The 19463-nt window shown below is 74.1% G+C and carries 19 protein-coding genes; 11 read left to right on the top strand and 8 right to left on the bottom strand.

Going from position 1 to position 19463, the window contains the following annotated elements:
* Window positions 1-316: 316 nt before the first annotated feature.
* The 7 genes from Ae717Ps2_RS09955 to pqqE all read left to right on the top strand — a co-directional run bounded on the left by Ae717Ps2_RS09955 (window position 317) and on the right by pqqE (window position 5756).
* A complete protein-coding gene (locus Ae717Ps2_RS09955; protein ID WP_075305840.1) occupies window positions 317-781 on the top strand; it encodes an MSMEG_3727 family PQQ-associated protein in 465 nt (154 codons plus the stop codon).
* A 13-nt stretch (window positions 782-794) separates the two neighbouring features.
* Window positions 795-2483 (top strand): PQQ-dependent dehydrogenase, methanol/ethanol family, encoded by a 1689-nt coding sequence (locus tag Ae717Ps2_RS09950; RefSeq protein WP_075305838.1) that lies wholly within the window; start codon window positions 795-797, stop codon window positions 2481-2483.
* A 49-nt stretch (window positions 2484-2532) separates the two neighbouring features.
* Complete coding sequence (gene pqqA / locus Ae717Ps2_RS09945; protein WP_060712366.1) at window positions 2533-2625, top strand: pyrroloquinoline quinone precursor peptide PqqA; 93 nt, start codon at window positions 2533-2535, stop codon at window positions 2623-2625.
* Between the two features lie 67 nt (window positions 2626-2692).
* On the top strand, window positions 2693-3619 hold the full coding sequence (pqqB, locus tag Ae717Ps2_RS09940) for a pyrroloquinoline quinone biosynthesis protein PqqB (protein ID WP_075305836.1): 927 nt from the start codon (window positions 2693-2695) through the stop codon (window positions 3617-3619).
* Window position 3620: 1 nt separating this feature from the next.
* Complete coding sequence (gene pqqC / locus Ae717Ps2_RS09935) at window positions 3621-4328, top strand: pyrroloquinoline-quinone synthase PqqC (protein WP_075305834.1); 708 nt, start codon at window positions 3621-3623, stop codon at window positions 4326-4328.
* Window positions 4315-4677, top strand: coding sequence for a pyrroloquinoline quinone biosynthesis peptide chaperone PqqD (gene pqqD / locus Ae717Ps2_RS09930; RefSeq protein ID WP_083696027.1), 363 nt, complete (start codon window positions 4315-4317; stop codon window positions 4675-4677). Before pqqC ends, pqqD begins: the two co-directional genes overlap by 14 nt.
* A complete protein-coding gene (gene pqqE, locus Ae717Ps2_RS09925; protein WP_075305830.1) occupies window positions 4674-5756 on the top strand; it encodes a pyrroloquinoline quinone biosynthesis protein PqqE in 1083 nt (360 codons plus the stop codon). Before pqqD ends, pqqE begins: the two co-directional genes overlap by 4 nt.
* A gap of 11 nt (window positions 5757-5767) precedes the next feature.
* Here pqqE and Ae717Ps2_RS09920 read toward each other — a convergent pair whose 3' ends face one another.
* Window positions 5768-6424, bottom strand: coding sequence for an SMI1/KNR4 family protein (locus Ae717Ps2_RS09920; protein WP_075305828.1), 657 nt, complete (start codon window positions 6422-6424; stop codon window positions 5768-5770).
* A gap of 119 nt (window positions 6425-6543) precedes the next feature.
* On the opposite strand from Ae717Ps2_RS09920, the gene Ae717Ps2_RS09915 reads away from it, so the two are divergent.
* Window positions 6544-6921: an FKBP-type peptidyl-prolyl cis-trans isomerase gene (locus Ae717Ps2_RS09915; protein WP_075333259.1), complete on the top strand. Its 378-nt coding sequence runs from the start codon at window positions 6544-6546 to the stop codon at window positions 6919-6921.
* Window positions 6918-7421 carry a metallophosphoesterase gene (locus Ae717Ps2_RS09910; RefSeq protein ID WP_075305826.1) on the top strand — a complete coding sequence of 168 codons (504 nt, stop codon included), beginning with the start codon at window positions 6918-6920 and terminating at the stop codon, window positions 7419-7421. The genes Ae717Ps2_RS09915 and Ae717Ps2_RS09910 overlap by 4 nt, the downstream gene beginning before the upstream one ends.
* A 20-nt stretch (window positions 7422-7441) precedes the next feature.
* Here Ae717Ps2_RS09910 and Ae717Ps2_RS09905 read toward each other — a convergent pair whose 3' ends face one another.
* From Ae717Ps2_RS09905 to Ae717Ps2_RS09890, 4 genes are all read right to left on the bottom strand, one after another.
* Window positions 7442-7672: a hypothetical protein gene (locus tag Ae717Ps2_RS09905; RefSeq protein WP_075305824.1), complete on the bottom strand. Its 231-nt coding sequence runs from the start codon at window positions 7670-7672 to the stop codon at window positions 7442-7444.
* 19 nt (window positions 7673-7691) lie between these two features.
* Window positions 7692-8792, bottom strand: a complete 1101-nt coding sequence (locus tag Ae717Ps2_RS09900) for a sodium:calcium antiporter (RefSeq protein ID WP_075305822.1) — start codon at window positions 8790-8792, stop codon at window positions 7692-7694.
* 192 nt (window positions 8793-8984) lie between these two features.
* On the bottom strand, window positions 8985-10079 hold the full coding sequence (locus Ae717Ps2_RS09895; protein WP_020626757.1) for a TerC family protein: 1095 nt from the start codon (window positions 10077-10079) through the stop codon (window positions 8985-8987).
* Window positions 10080-10339: 260 nt separating this feature from the next.
* Window positions 10340-12034, bottom strand: a complete 1695-nt coding sequence (locus Ae717Ps2_RS09890; protein ID WP_075305820.1) for a metallophosphoesterase — start codon at window positions 12032-12034, stop codon at window positions 10340-10342.
* Between the two features lie 234 nt (window positions 12035-12268).
* Between Ae717Ps2_RS09890 and Ae717Ps2_RS09885 the strand changes: the two genes are divergently transcribed.
* Entirely contained in the window at window positions 12269-15427 is a 3159-nt protein-coding gene (locus Ae717Ps2_RS09885) for an alpha/beta fold hydrolase (protein ID WP_083696030.1), read from the top strand.
* 89 nt (window positions 15428-15516) lie between these two features.
* A complete protein-coding gene (locus Ae717Ps2_RS09880) occupies window positions 15517-16320 on the top strand; it encodes an ABC transporter permease (RefSeq protein ID WP_233147748.1) in 804 nt (267 codons plus the stop codon).
* On the opposite strand, the gene Ae717Ps2_RS09875 is transcribed toward Ae717Ps2_RS09880, so the two are convergent.
* The 3 genes from Ae717Ps2_RS09875 to Ae717Ps2_RS09865 all read right to left on the bottom strand — a co-directional run bounded on the left by Ae717Ps2_RS09875 (window position 16257) and on the right by Ae717Ps2_RS09865 (window position 19410).
* The gene (locus Ae717Ps2_RS09875) at window positions 16257-16547 is read right to left on the bottom strand and encodes an SDR family NAD(P)-dependent oxidoreductase (protein ID WP_233147513.1); all 291 of its coding nucleotides are present in this window, start codon (window positions 16545-16547) and stop codon (window positions 16257-16259) included. The genes Ae717Ps2_RS09880 and Ae717Ps2_RS09875 overlap by 64 nt on opposite strands.
* 200 nt (window positions 16548-16747) lie before the next feature.
* A complete protein-coding gene (locus Ae717Ps2_RS09870; protein ID WP_233147512.1) occupies window positions 16748-18034 on the bottom strand; it encodes a GAF domain-containing protein in 1287 nt (428 codons plus the stop codon).
* Window positions 18035-18120: 86 nt separating this feature from the next.
* Entirely contained in the window at window positions 18121-19410 is a 1290-nt protein-coding gene (locus tag Ae717Ps2_RS09865; protein WP_075305816.1) for a glycosyltransferase 87 family protein, read from the bottom strand.
* Window positions 19411-19463 lie beyond the last annotated feature (53 nt).

The raw sequence follows: 19463 nt of genomic DNA, 5'->3' as shown, positions 1-19463 counted from the left end.
GCGATTCCCGGAGCCGCCGCCCGCGATTTACCACCGTTTCCGAAAACCCCCTCGAACGACACGGACGAATACTCCGGACGTCCCCGGAGAATCGCCGACGAGTCGACGATATGACACCACGCAGGCGGATCTGACCTGCTGGAAGATCGTCCGCGCCGAGCACCGGCCGTTGCGGGAGATCGTTTCGCACATCGACCCGAGCATTCATGATCGTCGGCGCGGAATCGGGTGCGCGCGCGGGGTTGACGCTTACCACCGCGCAGTGTGAAAGTGATCACGTACCCGCCGACGAATTGCGCTCGGGAGGAAAGTGTCAATGACGACCACCGACAACGAACGCGCCGAACAGCTGGAGGCCGCGGGCCTCGGCCGGCAGAACCGGCTGGCGCTCGGCCGGCTGCTCGGCAGCGGGACCATCGGGTACGCCGAGGAGGGACCCGACGGCGTCCTCCGGGCGACGATCCGGATCCCCGAGGACGAGATCTGCTACGAGCCCGGGATCCTCATCCTCCCTCACGGCGGTGACATCGAGCTGACCCTGATCAACGACGACAAGAACACCCACTGCGCGGTGCTGCCCAGCAACGGTGACCCGAAGTTCATCTGGCTGGTGAACCACTCCAAGGGCACCGCGAAGATCAACCTCGACGGGCCGGGAACGTACTACTACGGCTCCGCGAGCGGCAACGACGAGGGCCGCGGTCTCACCGGCTCGATCGTCATCGGGGGCGAGGTACCCGACCACGCCAAGCTCGACCGTCCCCCGCAGCCGCGACCGTAGGAAGGATCCCGAGATGACCGACTACGTCGACGCGGGCGAAGCGATCCCGCACGTGCAGCTCACCAACGTCCGGGGCGAGGCCCCGGCCACCTCCACCGTGGACTACGACCGCATCCGCGGCGCGCGCTCCGAGCCGCAGAACTGGCTGACCTACTACGGCACCTACGACGGCCAGCGCTACAGCGAGCTCGACCAGATCGACAGGGACTCCGTCCGCCGGTTGTCCCCCGCCTGGGTCTTCCAGGCCGGGGCCGTCGGCATGCAGTCCGGTGCGTCGACCTACTCGTTCGAGGCATCACCGATCGTCGTCGAGGGCGTCATGTACGTCTCGGGCCCGGACGGCCGCGCCTGGGCGATCGACGCGAGGACCGGCGAGGAGCTGTGGCGCTACAAGCACGCCTCGCCCTACGACGTGTCCCTGTGCTGCGGCAACGTCAACCGCGGTCTCGCCGTCGGGCACGGCAAGGTCTACCTGTACACCCTCAACGCGCACATCGTCGCGCTCGACGCGACGACCGGGAAGGTCGTGTGGGACACCGTCAACGGTGACGTCCGCGCCGGGGAGAGCGGCTCCGTCGCGCCGCTGATCGTCAAGGACCTGGTGATCGTCGGGAGCGCCGGCGGGGAGTTCGGCGTCCGCGGACACCTCGACGCGTTCGACGCGCACACCGGTGAGCGGCGCTGGCGCTGCTACACCGTCCCGAAGCCGGGCGAGCCCGGCTCGGAGACCTGGCCCGACGACGGCGAGGCCTGGCAGCGCGGCGGCGGGAACTGCTGGGTGACACCCACCTACGACCCGGAGCTGGAGCTGCTGTTCCAGGGCACCGGGAACCCCGCGCCGGACTTCGACGGCGGCGTCCGGCCGGGCGACAACCTCTACACCGACTCGACGATCGCGGTGGACGTCAACACCGGCGAGATCCGGTGGCACTACCAGTTCACCCCGCACGACCTGTGGGACTACGACTCCACGATGGAGAACGTCCTGTTCGACGCACCGGACGGGCGCAAGCTGCTCGCCCACGCGGACAAGAACGGCTACTTCTTCGTGCTCGACCGGACCAACGGCGAGCTCGTGCGCGTGTTCCCGTTCGTCGACCGGATCACCTGGGGCGAGATCACGCCGGACGGCACGGTGACGCCGAAGATCTACCCCGACGAGGAGGGCGTCCCGGTGCACTTCTGGCCGGGCCCGGCGGGCGGCAAGGAATGGACGCACATGTCCTACAACCCGCAGACCGGGTTGATGTACGTGCCCGTCCAGGAGGTCGGGGCGACCGCCACCCGGCGCCGCCGCGAGTTCAAGGAGTCCATCCCCTACTGGGGCGCCGGCGTCGCCGTCGACATCGAGGACTTCTACGGGTTCGTCGCCGCCATCGACCCGCTCACCGGCGAGGAGAAGTGGCGCTGGAACAACGAGTACCCGATGTGCGCGTCGACGCTGACCACCGCGGGCGGCCTGGTCTTCCAGGGCACCCCGACCGGTGAGTTCGTCGCGCTCGACGCCTCGACCGGGGAGAAGCTCTGGTCGTTCCAGTGCGGGAGCGGGCACCACTCCAGCCCGACCACCTTCGAGGTCGACGGCAGGCAGTTCGTCGCCGTGCCGACCGGGTGGGGCGGCTGGGTCGAGGGGTTCCTGCCGGGTCTGCTCGGCGCGGCCGCGGGTGACGCGTTGTTCTGCTTCGCGCTGCCCGAGCAGTAGGACCCGCCGTTCCCGGGAACCCGGACGTCGTGAGGAGGGAGGTGATCGCATGGAGTCGACCACCGAGTGGGAGGCGCCGGAGTTCGAGGAGATCGGCTGCGCGCCCGAGGTGACGATGTACATCGCCCGTACCGAGGCGTGAGACGGCCGACGGCCGGGGGTGCGCGAACGGCGCGCCCCCGGCCGTCGCCGTGGAACAAGGGGGTGCCATGAGGATCCGGGTCCTCGGCTCGGCGGCGGGTGGCGGGTTCCCGCAGTGGAACTGCGGCTGTCCGGGCTGCCGGGCGGTGCGCGACGGCTCACGGCCGGCGACGCCGCGCACCCAGTCCTCGATCGCCGTCTCCCCCGACGGCAGGCGGTGGTGGCTGGTCAACGCCTCCCCCGACATCCGCACCCAGCTCGCCGACACGCCCGCGCTGCACCCCACCGGCGACCGGACGACCCCGCTGCAGGGGGTGCTGCTCACCGACGCCGAGATCGACCACACCCTCGGGCTGGTGCTGCTGCGCGAGGGCCGCGGGGTGTCGCTCCACGCCACCGCGGCGACCGAGCGGACCCTGCGCGAGGGGTCCGGGCTGCTGGGCACCCTGGAGCGGTTCTGCCCGGTGACCTGGACCGAGGTCGTCCCCGGCTCCGACCACGACCTCGGCGGCCTGGCCTACCGCGCGTTCGACGCGCCGACCGGCAAGCACGACCGGTTCGCGTCCCCGCGCAGCGCAGGCGGAGCGGGCATCGGTACCGCCGAGGGCCTGCCCGGGCGCGTCGTCGGGTACCGGTTCACCGACACCGCGTCCGGCCGGTACGCCGTGTACCTGCCCGGTGTCCAGGAGCTGACCCCCGCGGTGCAGGACGAGATCGACGGCGCGGACCTGCTGCTCGTCGACGGCACGACCTGGCACGACGACGAGCTGGTGCGGCTCGGGCTGGCCGCGAAGACCGCGCACGACATGGGACACCTGCACATCGGCGGCCGTGGTGGCAGCCTGGAGGTGCTCACCGCCCTCGGTGTGCCCCGGATCGTCTACGTGCACGTCAACAACACCAACCCCGTCCTGCTGGAGGACTCCGCCGAACGCGCCGCGGTCACCGCCGCCGGGGTCGTCGTCGGGTTCGACGGACTGGAACTGGAGGTCTGACATGACCGCTCCGGACACCGCGCTGGTGCGACGCCTGCGGGCGCACGCCACGCAGTACCACTCGGCGCACCCGTTCCACGTCCGCATGAACGACGGCACCCTGACCCCCGACCAGATCCGCGGATGGGTCGCGAACCGGTTCGCCTACCAGGAGGCCATCCCGGTCAAGGACGCGGCGATCCTGTCGAACTGCCCCGACGTCGGGGTCCGTCGGCGGTGGATCCGCCGGATCACTGACCATGATGGGGTCCACGACGGCCGGGAACCGGGCAGCGGGAACTCCGGACAGGGGGGTATCGAGGCGTGGCTGCGGCTCGGCGAGGCGTGCGGGCTGAGCCGGTCGGAGATCCTCGACCACCGGCACGTCCGGCCCGGGGTGCGGTTCGCCGTCGACGCCTACGTCGGCTTCGCCCGCACGAGGCCGTGGGTCGAGGCGGTCGCGTCGTCGCTGACCGAGCTGTTCGCCCCGGACCTGATGGCCGAGCGGCTGGCGGCGTTCGAGAAGTACTACACCTGGATCGACCCGGACGGGCTGCAGTACTTCCGCAACCGCCTGGTCCAGGCCCCGCGGGACTCCGAGCACGCGCTGGAGGTCGTCGTCGCGCACTGCCGCACGCCCGCCGAGCAGGACGCCGCCGAGGCCGCGCTGTCGTTCAAGTGCGACGTGCTGTGGGCGATCATGGATGCGATCGACCATGCCTACGCGTGACGGGTCGACGGCCGCCGGTGCGGCGCGGGTGCCGGCACCGCGGCGCGGCGAGCGGGCCGCCCGCGCGGCCACGGTGACCGGGGGCTCCCGGCCCCGGCTGGGCCGGCACGTGCGGATGCGCCCGGACCGCCCGACCGACGGCTGGGTGCTGCTCGGGCCGGAGACCGTCGTCGTGCTGAACCGGACCGGGCACGCGGTGCTGCGCCTGTGCGACGGCGAGCGCACCGTCGACGACATCGTCGCCGCGCTGGTCGCGGACTTCGACGAGGCCGACGAGCTGGTCGTCGGGGAGCAGGTGCGGCACTACCTGGCCCGGCTCGTCGACCGGAACCTGGTGGCGCTCGGATGAGCGACCCGCGCCCGTTCGGGCTGCTCGCCGAGCTCACCTACCGCTGCCCGCTGGCGTGCGCCTACTGTTCGAACCCGATCGAGCTGTCCCGCTACGACGACGAGCTGTCCACCGCCGACTGGCAGCGCGTGTTCGGCGAGGCCGCGGCCATGGGCGTGCTGCAGTGCCACCTGTCCGGCGGGGAGCCGCTGCTGCGCCGGGACCTGCCCGAGCTGGTCCGCACCGCCGCCGAGCTGGGCATGTACACCAACCTGGTGACCAGCGCGATGGGCCTGTCCCGCCCGCGGGCCGAGGCGCTGCGCGCGGCGGGCCTGGACCACGTACAGGTCAGCGTGCAGGCCGACGAGCCCGCCACCTCCGACCGGATCGCCGGGATCCGGTCGTTCGAGCGGAAGCTGGAGGCGTGCGCGCTGGTGCGCGAGCTGGGCTGGCCGCTCACGGTCAACGTGGTCCTGCACCGCGGCAACATCGACCGGGTCGGCGCGATCGTCGACCTCGTGGAGCGCCTCGGCGCCGACCGGGTGGAGCTCGCCAACACCCAGTACTACGGCTGGGCGTGGCGCAACCGGTCGTCGCTGCTGCCGACGGCTGCGCAGCTCGACCGGGCCGAGGAGGTCGTCTCCGCCGCCCGGGCGCGGCTGGCCGGGTCGATGGAGGTCGTGCACGTGCTGCCCGACTACTACTCCCGCCACCCCAAGCCGTGCATGGGGGGCTGGGCGCAGCGCCAGCTCACCGTCGCCCCGAACGGCGACGCGCTGCCCTGCCCGGCGGCGCAGACCCTGCCGCTGCCGCGGGCCTCGGTCCACGACACGGGCCTGGCCGAGATCTGGACGTCGGCGCCGCTGTTCACCGCCTACCGCGGCGAGGACTGGATGCAGGAGCCGTGCCGGACCTGCGACCGGCGCGAGATCGACCTGGGCGGGTGCCGCTGCCAGGCGTTCCAGCTCACCGGCGACGCCGCGGCCACCGACCCGGTGTGCCACCTGTCGCCCGAGCACGGACTCGTCGAGGACGTGGTGGGCGAGGCCAACCGGCCGGGGCGGGTCGACCTGGAGCTCGCCCCCCGCCCGCACCGCTGAGCCCGACCGGGTCAGCGCAGGTGCGCGGCGTCCCAGAAGCGGTACGACCGGTCCGCGGGGTCGACGACCGCGTCGTCGACCTGCGGTCCGGCGGCGATCAGCCGACGCAGGTAGTCCCCCACACCCGTCCCGACCACGCGGCGCTCGTCCTCGTCCGGCCCGGCGACGACGATCTGCCCCACGGTGCCGCCCGGCTCCGGGACGGTGTCGACGACCAGGGCGTTCCCGCCGCCGTCGACGGCCAGTGGCCACCAGCCCACGTCCCAGTAATGGGCGCGCACGGGGTCGCCCGCGCGCACGGTCACGAAGTCGCTCCCCACGGTGGCGACGGCGTCGACCCAGACGCGGTACTCGCGGGTCGCCTCGGCCAGCGGGACGAAGCGGTAGGTCGCGGGGAACAGGCTCGTCGCGACCTCCGGGTGCGGACCGGGGGCTCGCGGGTGGTCGGCCAGCTGGCCGTCGGCGAGCGTGTAGAGCGCCCGCAGCGCGGCCGGGAACTCCCGGCCGAACACGGCCTCGGCGTCGGCGACCGCGCCCGGCTCCGCGGGCGCGCGGAGGTTGGACGAGGCCGGGATCCCGGCCCGTTCCAGCACGTCGAGCCAGCGGGGCCAGTCGGTCGCGACGCCGTCGTCGGGAGCCCCGCCGGAGAGGTCACGGTCACCGGTCACGTGTGCACCCTGCCACGACGGGCGGGCCCGGGACGCACCCGCCGACGGGTTCTGGCAGGGTCGTCGCACACCCCAGGCCCGCCCCCCGTGGGCCGTCCCCGTCCGTGAGGAGCACGTCCGTGTCCGCACCGCAGAAGCCCGCCGTCGAGATCGTCGACGGCCCGCTGCCCACCGACCTCGTGACCGAGGACCTCTCCGTCGGCGACGGCCAGGAGGCCAAGCCCGGTGACACCGTCGCCGTGCACTACGTCGGGGTCTCGCAGTCCACCGGCCGCGAGTTCGACAACTCCTACGACCGCGGCCAGCCGCTGCAGTTCGGGCTCGGCGCCGGGCAGGTCATCTCCGGCTGGGACAACGGCGTCGCCGGGATGAAGGTCGGCGGCCGCCGCCGGCTCGTGATCCCGCCGCACCTGGGCTACGGCGCCCAGGGCGCGGGCGGCGTCATCGCCCCGAACGAGACCCTGATCTTCGCCTGCGACCTGGTGGGCGTGCGCTGACCGCACTCCTGCTGATCTCCGACACCCACCACCCGAGCCGCGGGGCCGCCCACTCCGGTGGGCTCCCCGGGCCGGTGTGGGACGCCGTCGACGCCGCCGACGTCGTGGTGCACGCCGGTGACTGGTGCTCGGTGGAACTGCTCGACCGGGTCGCGGGCCGCGCGGCCCGGCTGCTCGCCTGCTGGGGCAACAACGACGGCGACGACGTGCGCGCCCGGCTGCCGGAGACGGCCCGGGCGAGGATCGACGGGGTCCGGGTCGCGGTGACCCACGAGACCGGCCCGAAGCAGGGCCGCGAACGCCGGGCACTCGCCGCGCACCCCGACACCGACCTGCTGGTGTTCGGGCACTCGCACATCCCGTGGGACTCCGTCGCCGACGGGCTGCGCCTGCTGAACCCGGGGTCGCCGACCGACCGGCGCCGGATGCCGACCCACACCTGGATGACGCTGACCCTGCACGACGGCCGGATCGACGACGTCGTGCTGCACCACCTCTGACGTCCCGTCAGCCGTCGTCGTCAGCCGTCGTCATCGTCGTCGGGCTGCTGGCCCCGGTCCTGCGGGACCGGAGCCGCCGGGGCCTGCCGGTCGTCGTCCACCCGGGTCGCCGACGACGGGCCGCCGGCCGGGGAGTCGTCGTCGCGGGCGCCCTCGCCCGTGCCGAACACCAGCACCAGGCCGATCAGCGCGGCCACGACCGCGAGCGCCGCGGCCATCCGGTCCTTCGTGAGCCGGTCCTTCGTGGGCATCGGGTCTCCCTGCGGGTGCTCAGTCGTCGACGGGGACGCCGCCGAAGACGGTGAGGCTGACGACGAAGTAGGCGGCGTAGAGCACGAGCAGCACCACGCCGTGCCAGCGGCGGATCCGCCCGGTGCCGAGGAACACCGCGGAGAGCACCGTCAGCCCGAGCAGCACCGGCAGGTGCCAGACCAGGGCCGTCGGGTCGACCACGATCGACCCGCCGACCAGCAGGATCACGCCGAGCTTGCCGGTGACCGAGAACACGACGCTGCCGAGCACGTTCGCGACGGCGATCTCGGGTGCGCCGCGCCGGGCCGGCTCGACGGTGATGAGGATGTCCTCGAGCGACAGTGCGAGCGTCGCGATGGTGACCCCGAAGACCGTCCCGCTGATCGCCCAGGTCTCGAGGATGCCCTCGGTGCCCTGCCCGGCGACGAGTGCGCCGACGACGAGCCCGATCAGCGCGATGACGGCGAACAGGACGGTCCGCCCGGGCGGCTGGGACCGTGCCTTCAGGAACCCGTCGTCGACGCGCAGGTCCTCGGGCAGCCGGAACCCGGGGCTGCTGCCGTCCGCCGTCCCGGTCCGGAGCGGGCCGCTCGTCGCGACCGTCGCCGTCGTGCTCCCGCCCGCGCCGACCCCGGCCCGCTCCAGCTGCTCGTAGACCTCGGCGTTGCGCCAGACGGGCCGTCGGGCGGAGTACTCGCGGTAGGCGATCCAGCCGACGAAGGCGACGAACAGCAGGATCAGCACGACGCCGGTCCCGGCGGTGAGCAGGCCGCCGAGCGCCAGCAGGAACATCACCACCGGAGCGGCGACGTAGAGCGCGAGGTAGTCGCGCGGGACCTCGACCCGGGTCGGCGCGATGATCGCGGCGAGAGCCAGCACGATGCCGGTCAGCGCGATCGTGGTGCCGATGACGGTGCCGAGCGCGACGTCGCTGAGGTCCTCCATGTTGAGGACGACGCCGAACGCGAGGTCGTCGAACTCGATGCCGGTGAAGACGACGGCGATCAGGAACAGCGAGATCGCCCAGCGGCTCGCCACCCCGACCAGGTAACCGATGAGCTTCTCCGCGCTGTAGACCAGCACGGCGACGCCCAGGACGAACTCGATCACCGGGATCATGCGTCAGCCCCTCGCTACGCTGCCAGGATCACTCGATGGTGACCTGGGCCACGTGCCGATGCAACACTTGACACCGCGAGCGCGATGTCTCGGCAGGTCAGGGGCGGCGCCGTCGACGGGGGCGGACACGGAGCCGCCCCGGTGTCCGATGCGGACGCCGGGGCGGAGGGAGGCCGTCGGGGACGGTGGGTCTCAGTCGCGCGGGGGCGCGCTGACGCGGTGGTCGGCCTGCTCGTCGCGGGCCTCGATCTGCGCGGCCTCCTCCTTCGTGCGGGCCAGCGGCGGCGCGGTGATCCCGCTGCCCTGCTCGGCCAGCTCGGGCTTCATCCGGACCGCGACGAGGCTGGCGATCGTGGTGATCGCGAGGACGCCGACGATGACGCCGAGCGAGAGCCCGATCCCGACCTCGGGGACCGGGACCGGCTGCCCGCCGTTGATGAAGGGCAGCTCGTTCTCGTGCAGGGCGTGCAGGGCGAGCTTGACGCCGATGAAGGCGAGCAGCACCGCCAGGCCGTAGGACAGGAAGACCAGCTTGTTGAGCAGCCCGCCGAGCAGGAAGTAGAGCTGGCGCAGCCCCATCAGCGCGAACGCGTTCGCGGTGAAGACGAGGTAGGGCTCCTGGGTGAGCCCGAAGATCGCCGGGATCGAGTCCAGGGCGAACATGATGTCGGTGACGCCGATGGCGATCATCACGATCAGCATCGGGGTCAGCCAGCGCTTGCCGTCGATCTTCACCGTGGTCTTGGCGCCGTGGTAGTCGTCGGTGACCGGGAAGGCCTTGCGGACCCACTTCAGGACCCGGCCCTCCTTCCACTCCTCGTCGTCGCCGCCGGCGGCCTGCTTGACCAGCGAGACCGCGGTGTAGATGAGGAACGCGGCGAAGAGGAAGAACACCCAGCTGAAGCGGTCGATGACCGCCGCGCCCGCGGCGATGAAGATGCTGCGCATGATCAGCGCGATCACGATGCCGACCAGCAGCACCCGGTGCTGGTGGAGGACCGGGACCTTGAACGCGGACATGATGATGAGGAAGACGAACAGGTTGTCGACCGACAACGAGTACTCGGTCAGGTAGCCGGCGAAGAACTCGCCGGCGTAGGTGCCGCCGGAGAAGAACCAGACCCCGCAGCCGAACGCGACGGCCAGCGCCACGTAGAAGACGACCCAGCGGGTGACCTCGCCCAGGGTCACGGCGTGCGGCTTGTGGTCGTTGAGCCACAGGTCCGCGCCGATCACCAGCACGAACCCGACGATGGTGACCAACCAGACCCACAGGGGTACGTTCACGGACTTCCTCCAGACCAGGGCAGCATCAGACAGCCCGAGGTCTCTCCCGCCACGGCACCCTGGTCCTGCGACTGCCGAGCGTGGCCGGTGGTGCCGGGTCCGCGCGCGAGCCACGCTCACGACGACACCGTGCTGACGACACCACCGCGGTAGGGATATTCCCCTGCGGTAGGTGAAGTGTCCTCCCTGCACCGTTGCGTGGCGAGTCGGGGTGACCCAGTGCACCCGGTCGGTGACCCACTTCGTCCGTAGTGTCCGGTTCAGTGACGCGCGGGACGGCTGAGCCGGACCTTGTCGATCTCCTCACCGAGGTCGGTGATCGCGTGCACGACGAGCTCGGAGTCGGTGCCGTGCGAGCCGGGCACCACCGAGCAGCGCAGATAGGCGTAGCCGAGGTACCGGGTCCGCGACCAGGTGACGGTCTCGGCCTGCTTCTGGTCGTCGGGTCCCGCTACGAAGCTCGTGACCGGCGCCTGCTCGGTCTCCTGGCCACGGTGGCTGTCGGTCTCGCCGGGCTGCCAGCGGTAGCGGGGCCGTCCGCCGGAGCCGACGCAGACGTAGGTGGTGCCGTCGGTCTCCGGGTGGACGGTCGAGCGGTCCGGGGCCGGGCGGGTGGGGCGGCCGTCGCGGATGGGGTCGGTGCGCTCGTACTGGTGGTTGTGGCCCTGGACGCACAGGTCGACCCGGTAGCGGTCGCACAGCGGCGCCAACGCCCGTCGCACCCCGGCGTCGGAGGCGTGCGCGCCGGAGGTGGCGAAGGCGCAGTGGTGGAAGAACAACACGATCCACTCGATGTCCGGGTCGGCGCGCCAGCCGGCCAGGGTCCGCTCCAGCCAGGCCAGCTGGGTGCCGCCGGAGTAGCCGGCGTTGGTCGGGATCTCGGTGGACAGGTCGTTGGCGTCGACGCTGGCGACCCCGACGGTGCCGTGGGTGAACGCGTACACCGAGGGGCAGCCGCGGGGGCCGGTCCCGGGCAGCGACAGCCGGGCGGCGTGCCCGGCGTAGCCGTGTGCGGGGCCGTCGGCCCGGTTCAGGTCGTAGAGCGCCTCCATGTCGTGGTTGCCGGTGGCGAACATCCACGGGGTCGACGCGGCCGAGCGTTCGATCGCGGCGAAGTAGGTGCTCCAGACCGTGGGGTCGAAGCTGTCGTGGGCCTCGTCGTCGTGCCCCGCGCCGTCGAGGGCGGGCTTCCCGGCACCGGAGGGGTCGGCGTAGCAGATGTCGCCGGCGAGCAGGTGGAACGCGGGCTGCTCCGCTGCGACGAGCGCGGTCAGCGCCTCCGACGGCATCGGACTGCGGTGGGTGTCGTCGGCCTTGTAGAGATTCGGCTCGGCGCCGGTGCTGACACCCTGGTCGGCGAACGCGGTGAAGGTGAACCGGTGCCGGGTGCCGCGCGGCGCGGCCGTGCGGAACGTGCTGGTCGCGGTGGTCGTCGCGGTGCCGTCCGCGCCCTCCAGCCGGAACCGGTAGACGTAGCGGCTGCCGGGGGTCAGGCCGTCGGCGCGGGCATGGACGAACCACTGCCGGGTGCCCCGGATGCCGCCGTCGGCCTGCGGGACCAGGCTCTCCAGCGGGCGGACCTGCACCGGGAGGGTCAGGCCGAACCCGGAGTCGGTACCGACGTCGACGACCATCCGGCCGGGCGGCGGTGCCGCGGTCAGCTCCCCGGAGAACGACATCGACCGGGCCGGGTCCGGCCCGTAGGCCAGGTGCCGTCCGACGACGGTGACCGGCGCGGGTCCGGCGGCCGCGGCGACCCCGCGTGCCCACGGTGACCCGGACGCGGCGAGCGTGGCCAGCACGCCGGCGCCGCCGCGCAGCGCGGTGCGCCGGCTGACGGGGTGCCGACGCAGGAACGCGGCCAGCCAGTCCTGCTGGTCGGCGATCGTCATGTCGACGGCGAGTGCCCGCGGGACACCGACGCCGGGGGTCTCTCCGGTGGGGTTGACGCTCACACCCGGTGACGGTGCCGGGTCGCGGCTTCCGGTCGGCGTTGCACGGCGGAACAGAAGGTGAACGGGCGACGACACCCGGGGGTCGCGCGCCGTTGGTGCGGAGTTCATCCCGCGGTGGCCGGTTCCCGCGGCACCGGCGCGGGGACGGTCCGGTGGACGGGAACGGACGGGACGTGGTGGGGCGCACGCACCGCCCCGCGACGCGGCCGCGGGGATCTGCGTAGTTTCGACGAGGTGCACGTGCTCCCCCGGGCCCGGTGGGTCCGTACCCCGATCGTGGCGGCGACGGTCACCGCTCTGGTGCTGGCGTTCGCCCCCGCCGCGGCGGCCGCCCCCGGTGTCCCGGGCGCGACGGCGGCACCCGCCGCGGCGGCCGCCGACGACGGCGGGTCGGTCGCCGTCACCGCCGAACGGGTCGCCGTCCCGGCCGGCCCCGGACAGCCGGGCACGATCGACCTGGACACCTCGCTCTACGTCCCCGCCTCGGCGACCGCGGCCTCCCCCGCCCCCGCGGTGCTGGTCGCGCACGGCTTCGGCGGGAGCAAGGACTCGGTCGACTCCGACGCCCGCGAGCTCGCCGCCCGCGGGTACGTCGTGCAGACGTGGACCGCGCGCGGTTTCGGCGCCTCCGGCGGCAGCATCGGGCTCGACGACCCGGACCGCGAGGTGGCCGACGCCTCCCGGCTGGTCGACCGGTTGTCCCGGCGCGCGGACGTGCAGCAGGACGGCCCCGGTGACCCCCGCGTCGGGGTGACCGGCGGCTCCTACGGCGGCGGCCTCGCCCTGCTGCTGGCCGGCTACGACCGGCGGATCGACGCGATCGTCCCGGTGATCACCTGGAACGACCTCGGGCAGGCGCTGTTCCCGAACAACGCCGTCCCCACCGGCACGAGCGCACCCGGCACCCCCGCCGCGGGAGCGGGCGCCGGTGACGGGGTGTTCAAGAGCGGCTGGGCCGGGGTGTTCTTCGGCTCCGGAGGCCGGGTCCCCGCGGGCGGCGACACCGCGTCCGGGGCCGGGTCGGGCTCCGGCGACGAGTCCGGCGGCGGCTTCGGCGGGTCGGACGCGACCGGCGGGACCGGTGGGTCGACCGGCGGCGGAGCCGACGGAGGCGGCGGTGTCGGAGGTGTCGGCTCCGGGAACGGGGCCGTCGACGCCGGGCCCGCGGCAGGCGGGACGGGGAGCTCCGGCCCGGCCGGCCCCGGCACGTCCGCGGGCAGCCCCGGTGCGGTGCCCGGCGCCCCCTCGGACCCGGTCTGCGGCCGCTTCGCCCGCGACGTCTGCGCCGCCTACGGCGAGGCCGCCCGCACCGGCCGCGTCTCCCCGGAGCTGGCCCGGCTGCTGCGCCGCTCCTCCCCCGCGACCGTCACCGACCGGATCACCGCGCCGACGCTGCTCGTCCAGGGCGAACAGGACACCCTGTTCGGTCTCGACCAGGCCGACGCGAACGCCCGCCAGATCGCCGCGAACGGCACTCCCGTGTCGGTGCTGTGGTTCGCGGGCGGCCACGACGGCGGCGGCCCCGACTCCGAGGTCCGCGCCCGCATCGCCGACTGGTTCGACCAGCACCTGCGGGGCCTGCCCGCTGCGGAGGGCACCACCGGCGGCCTCGCCGAGGCCCCCTTCGCCTACCAGGTCCGCAGCTCCGTCCGCGCCCGCGACGACACCCCCACCGGCCGGACCGTCCTGGCCGACGCCTACCCCGGCCTGAGGGCGGGCTCCGCTCCCGCACCGACCACCGCGCTGCCGTTGGAGGGTGGCGAGCAGACCGTCGTCCACCCGCCGGGCGGGAACCCCTCGGCGCTCACCTCGCTGCCGGGGCTCGGCTCGGCGCTCGGGTCGCTGGGCTCGCTGGGCGGCCTGTCCGGCCTGACGACGCCGGGCCAGTCCGCCCGGTTCCTCACCGCGCCCGTCGCCGACGCGATACAGCCGTCGGGGGCACCGCGGGTGACGGTGCGCGTCGCGCGGGTCGCCGGACAGCCCGCCCCGGACACCGCGGTGCTGTTCGCCTCGCTCACCACGCTCGGCCCGGACGGGCGCAGCACGCTGCTGGGCAACGCCGTCGCGCCCCTGCGGATCGCCGTCCCCGCCGACGGGTCCCCGGCCGAGACCACGGTGACGCTGCCCGGCGTCGTCGCACCGGTGCAGGGCGGCAGCCGCCTGCTGGTGCAGCTGTCGACGACCGACCAGGGCTACGACTCCGGCGCCGACCCGGCCGTGTGGCGGGTCGGGCTCGCCGGGGACACCGCGCTGTCGGTGCCCCAGGTGCCCGGCCGCACCGAGTCGGCGGGGACGGTCCCCCTGTGGCCGGTGCTCGGGATCGCCGCCGTGCTGGCCGCGGCGCTCGTGGCGTGGCTGGTGGCGCGGCTGCGGTCGCGCCGCGCCGACCCCGCCGACGACGACGTGCCCGACGACGCGGCGCCGCTGGTCGTCGGCGGGCTGGCGAAGACCTACCGCAACGGGTTCGCCGCGGTGTCCGACGTGTCGTTCACGGTGCCGCGCGGCGCGGTGCTCGGCCTGCTCGGCCCGAACGGCGCCGGCAAGACGACCGTCCTGCGCATGCTCATGGGCCTGATCACGCCCACCGCCGGGACGATGACGGCGTTCAGCCGCCCGATCCGGCCCGGCGCGGCGGTGCTGTCGCGGATCGGCGCGTTCGTCGAGGGCCCCGGGTTCCTGCCGCACCTGTCAGGCGCGGAGAACCTGCGCCTGTACTGGGAGGCCACCGGACGCCCACCGGAGCAGGCCCGGATGGCCGAGACGCTGGAGATCGCCGGTCTCGGCGACTCGGTGCACCGCCGCGTCGGCACCTACTCCCAGGGCATGCGGCAGCGCCTCGCGATCGCGCAGGCGATGCTGGGCCTGCCCGAGCTGCTCATCCTCGACGAGCCCACCAACGGGCTCGACCCGCCCCAGATCCACGCGATGCGCGAGCTGCTGCGCCGCTACGCCGCGGGCGGCCGGACGGTGCTCGTGTCCAGCCACCTGCTGTCGGAGGTCGAGCAGACCTGCTCGGAGGTCGTGGTCATGCACCGCGGCACGGTCGTCGCCGCAGGGACGGTCGCCGAGCTGATGGCGGCCGGGGGCGGCTCGTCGTTCACCGTGGACGACACCGGCCGGGCCGCGGCGGTGCTGGCCGCCCTCGACGGCGTCACCGACGTCGTCACCGGGGACGAGCCGGGCGTCGTACACGCCCACACGGGCGACACCGCCCGCGCCGACGCCGTCGCCGCGCTGGTGTCCGGCGGGGTCGCGGTCAGCGCGGCCGGGCCGCGCGGCCGGCTGGAGGACGCGTTCCTGGAACTGGTGGGCCCCGAGGGCCGTGACGTGGAAGCCGCGCAGGGGCAGGACGTGGAAGCCCCGCGGGGGCAGGACGCCGGAGGTACCCCGTGAGTGACGACCGTCAGCTCTCGACCCGTCGCGGGCACGTCGGCGACCTCGTGACCGGCCGGGCCGCGCCGCCCGCCGTCCCGGGACGCACGATGCCGCTGCGCACCGAGCTGGTCCGCCAGCTGCAGCGCCGTCGCACCCAGGTCGCGTTCGCGCTGGTCGTGGCGATGCCGATCATCCTGTGGGCGGCGTTCTCCCTCGGCGACGACGACCCCGGCGCCCGCGGCCCGAGCCTGGTCGACCTGGCGTCGGGCAGCGCCGCGAACTTCGCGGTGTTCACGTTGTTCGCCTCGGCGAGCTTCCTGCTGGTGGTGCTGGTCGCGCTGTTCTTCGGCGACACCGTGGCCTCGGAGGCGTCGTGGTCGTCGCTGCGCTACCTGCTGGCCGTCCCGGTGCCGCGGGCGCGGCTGCTGCGGCAGAAGGCCGTCGTCGCGGGGGTGCTGTCGGTGGCGGCGCTGCTGCTGCTCCCGGTCGCCTCGCTGGTGGTCGGCGCGATCGCCTACGGCACCGGGGACCTGGTCTCGCCGATCGGGGAGTCGCTGCCGTTCTGGAGCGCGGTCGGGCGGGTGATGCTCGGCGCGCTGTACGTGACCGTGCAGCTGAGCTGGGTGGCCGGACTGGCGTTGCTGCTGTCGGTGAGCACCGACGCCCCGCTGGGCGCGGTGGGCGGCGCGGTGATGGCCTCGATCGTCTCCCAGATCATCGACCAGATCGAGGACCTGGGGATCATCCGGGACTTCCTCCCGACCCACTACGGCGACGCCTGGTCGGCGCTTCTGGCCACCGACGTCGACTGGTCGGACATGACCTACGGCGCGTTCTCCGCGGTCTGCTACGCGACCGTGTTCCTGGGGCTCGCGGCGTGGCGGTTCCGCACCAAGGACATCACCAGCTGACCGCGGTGCCGGGCCGCCCCGCGTGGCCCGGCACCCGCGTCCGGGTCGGTGACGTCGGCCGGGTAGGCCACGGCGGTCCCGCCCGCCGCCCGGATCTCCTCGGCGACGGCGGTGGCGCCGTGGGCGTCCCGGTCGTTGACGGCGACGGCGTGCCCGTCGCGTGACAGCCGCAGGGCGATGCCCCGCCCGATCCCGCGTCCGGCTCCGGTGACCACGGCGACACCCATGTCGGCCTCCCAGTTCGCTCGCGCGGGCCGCCGGGGGCGGCGTCCCTGCCGCGGCGGGACGTTCCCGCGACAGCCAGTCCACCCTGGTGGCGCGGGTCCGGGACAGCGTTGCAGGCCGGTTGCAGCGCCCGCCGTCGGCCGGGCGGGTGCCCGGCCGACGCGGGACCGGTCCGCGCCGGGCGTCGCCGCCCGGGCGGCGGTCAGTCGCGGCGCAGGGCGGCGACGCCGGGCGCGCCCGACTCGCGCACCACCCGGCTGCCCGCCAGCCCGGTCAGGTCCAGCTCGACCTCGGGAGCGATCCGGTAGGGGCGGGCCAGCAGGATGCCGCCCAGGTTCCGGCGCAGCCGGGACATCTCCGCGCGGACGGTGACCAGGTGCGCCCGGTCGCCGTAGAGCCCCTGGGACAGGGTCGCCGCGTCCAGCCCGCCCGTCCCGGCCCGGGCGAGGAGCACCAGGACCTCGGCGTGCCGGGTCGACAGCGGGTGCACCCAGCGGGTCGTGCCTTCGATCACGGCCTGCGGCGGGCGGCCGTCCAGGTCCAGGCGCAGCCGCATCCGTCTGCCCCCGCCCGACGCCGGGCGCAGCAGCCAGCCGCCGGGCACCGGCTCGGGCAGGCACGGTCCGAGCCCGTGCACGGCGATCAGGCGTTCGGGCACCGGCGCGGCGACCCGTTCGACGCCGGGCAGCCCGGACGCGGCGGCCACCCAGCCGTGGTCGTCGACGACCAGGCCGGGCCCGGTGTCACCGGCGAGCATCGGGGCGCCGATGGTGCGCAGCGCGTCGAGGCGGGCCTCGTGGCGCTGCCACAGCCCGGCCTCGGCGAGCCGCACCGCGGTGTCGACGAGCGCCACGGTCGTCGGGTGGACGGTCTCGGCGGGCCCGGACAGGTCGACGACACCGAGCAGCTCACCGCTGCGCGGGTCGTGCACGGGGGCCGCGGTGCAGGTCCAGCCGTGGTGGCTGCGCACGAAGTGCTCGGCGGAGAAGATCTGCACCGGCCCGCCCTCGGCGAGCGCGGTCCCGATCGCGTTGGTGCCGACCGACCGCTCGGACCACTCGGCGCCCTCGGTGAACCCGAGCGCGTCGGCACGGCGGCGGACCGCGGTCGAGCCCTCCCGCCACAGCAGGACCCCGTCGGCGTCGCAGACGACCATCACGTGCTGGGCGTCCTCGGCGACCGAGGTCAGCGCGGCACGCAGCGCGGGCAGCACCGGGGCCAGCGGCGAGGTCGCCCGCCGCTGCTCGACGACGGCGGCATCCAGCGGGCCGGGCGGCTCACCGGCGTCGGGGTCCACGCCCTGGGCCCGGACCCGGTCCCAGGACCGGGTGACCAGCCGGCGGCCGCGGGCCGTGTCGACGGGGCGGGCGTCGCCGGACAGCACCGCGTCGTGCAGCCGGGACAGCATCCGGGCGTGCCGACCGAGGTCGGTTCCCGGGCGGACGGCACACACGCCTGCCCGGTTCCGGTCGTCGTCGACTGGCTCCACCGGCACCTCCGGCCCCCACAGTAGGCGGGCGCCCGTGACCCGCGCCATAGTCGCGGGCCGTCGTGCCCCGGGGGCCCACCGGAGGGTCAGGAGCCGACGCGCAGCCGTTCCGGACGCGGCGCCCGCGGACCGCCGGGACGCCCCGGGCCCCGGGTGACGTACCAGCAGCCGAGCCCGAGGGTCAGCGCGGCGGGGATGACGTAGCTGGCCCCCAGGACCTGCTCCCAGAGGCTCCACTTCATCTCGACGCCCCACACGTTGGGCATCCAGCGGAACGGAGCGACGTAGAAGATCGCGGCGATGACCACGCCGACCACCGCCCACCCGGCACTGCGGTACCGCAGGGCGTGCGCACCGATCCCGATCAGCGCGGGCACGACCCACACCCAGTGGTGCGACCAGGCGGTCGGGGTCGCCATCAGCACGACGGCGGCCGTCGCCGACATCGCGATCACCGGCTCGGAGCGTCGGATGATCGGCACGGCCAACGCCAGCAGGACCGCGACGATGCCCAGCCACAGGATGTGGAACCAGGGCTCGGGGACCTCCTGGCGGGCGAGCACGGCCTGCACGGTCTCGTTGGAGAAGAACGTCGAGCCGCTCACCCCGGCGGCCGGCCCGCCGACGAACCAGTACCGCACCGAGGAGTCGAGGTCGACGACGAACCCGAGCCCGGTGGCGAGGATGCCGGTGACGACGGCGACCCCCGCGGCCTTCCAGTCCCGCCGGACCAGGAAGTACAGGACGAACCCGCCCGGGGTCAGCTTGATCGCCGCGGCCAGGCCGAGCAGCAGCCCGCGCGGCCACCAGGTACGCGGGGCGAGGAGGTCGACCAGCACCAGCAGCATCAGCACGAGGTTGATCTGCCCGAAGGCGAAGGTCTGCGCGACCGGCTCCATCAGCAGGACCGCGGCCAGCACCGGCACGCCCAGCAGGAACGGCGCCCGCCACCCGCCCGCGGGCCAGGCGACGCGGATCGTGAGCGCGATGCAGATCGCCAACGACAGCACCGAGGCGACGAACTGCGCGGTGAACGCCACGGCGTAGGGCACGACGGTCAGCGGCACCATCGTGATGGCGGCGAACGGCGGGTAGATGAACGGCAGCTCGGGCCCGTGCAGGGGCAGCGGGAGCCGGCCGTACATGTCGCTGCCGTCCAGCCAGGCCTGCACGCCGATCCGGTACACGTCGAGGTCGAGCGCGTAGTTCCGCAGCCGGTACCAGGACCAGTACAGCGCGGCCACCAGCAGCGGGACGGTGACCACCAGCGTCCACCGGGTCAGCGCCGCCGCGCGCAGCCTGCCGACCAGCGCGGCGCCGCCCCGGCCGGGGGCTGCGGGCACGTCCGGGTCGGGCGTGGTGCGGATGACGGTCACGCGGGGCTCCTCCGAGAACGACCGGGCCGCCCGGGCCGGACGGGGATGCGGCC

Origin of the sequence: Pseudonocardia sp. Ae717_Ps2 (assembly GCF_001932475.1) — a bacterium.
Lineage (GTDB): Bacteria > Actinomycetota > Actinomycetes > Mycobacteriales > Pseudonocardiaceae > Pseudonocardia.
This window is presented reverse-complemented; position numbering and strand designations above follow the sequence as displayed.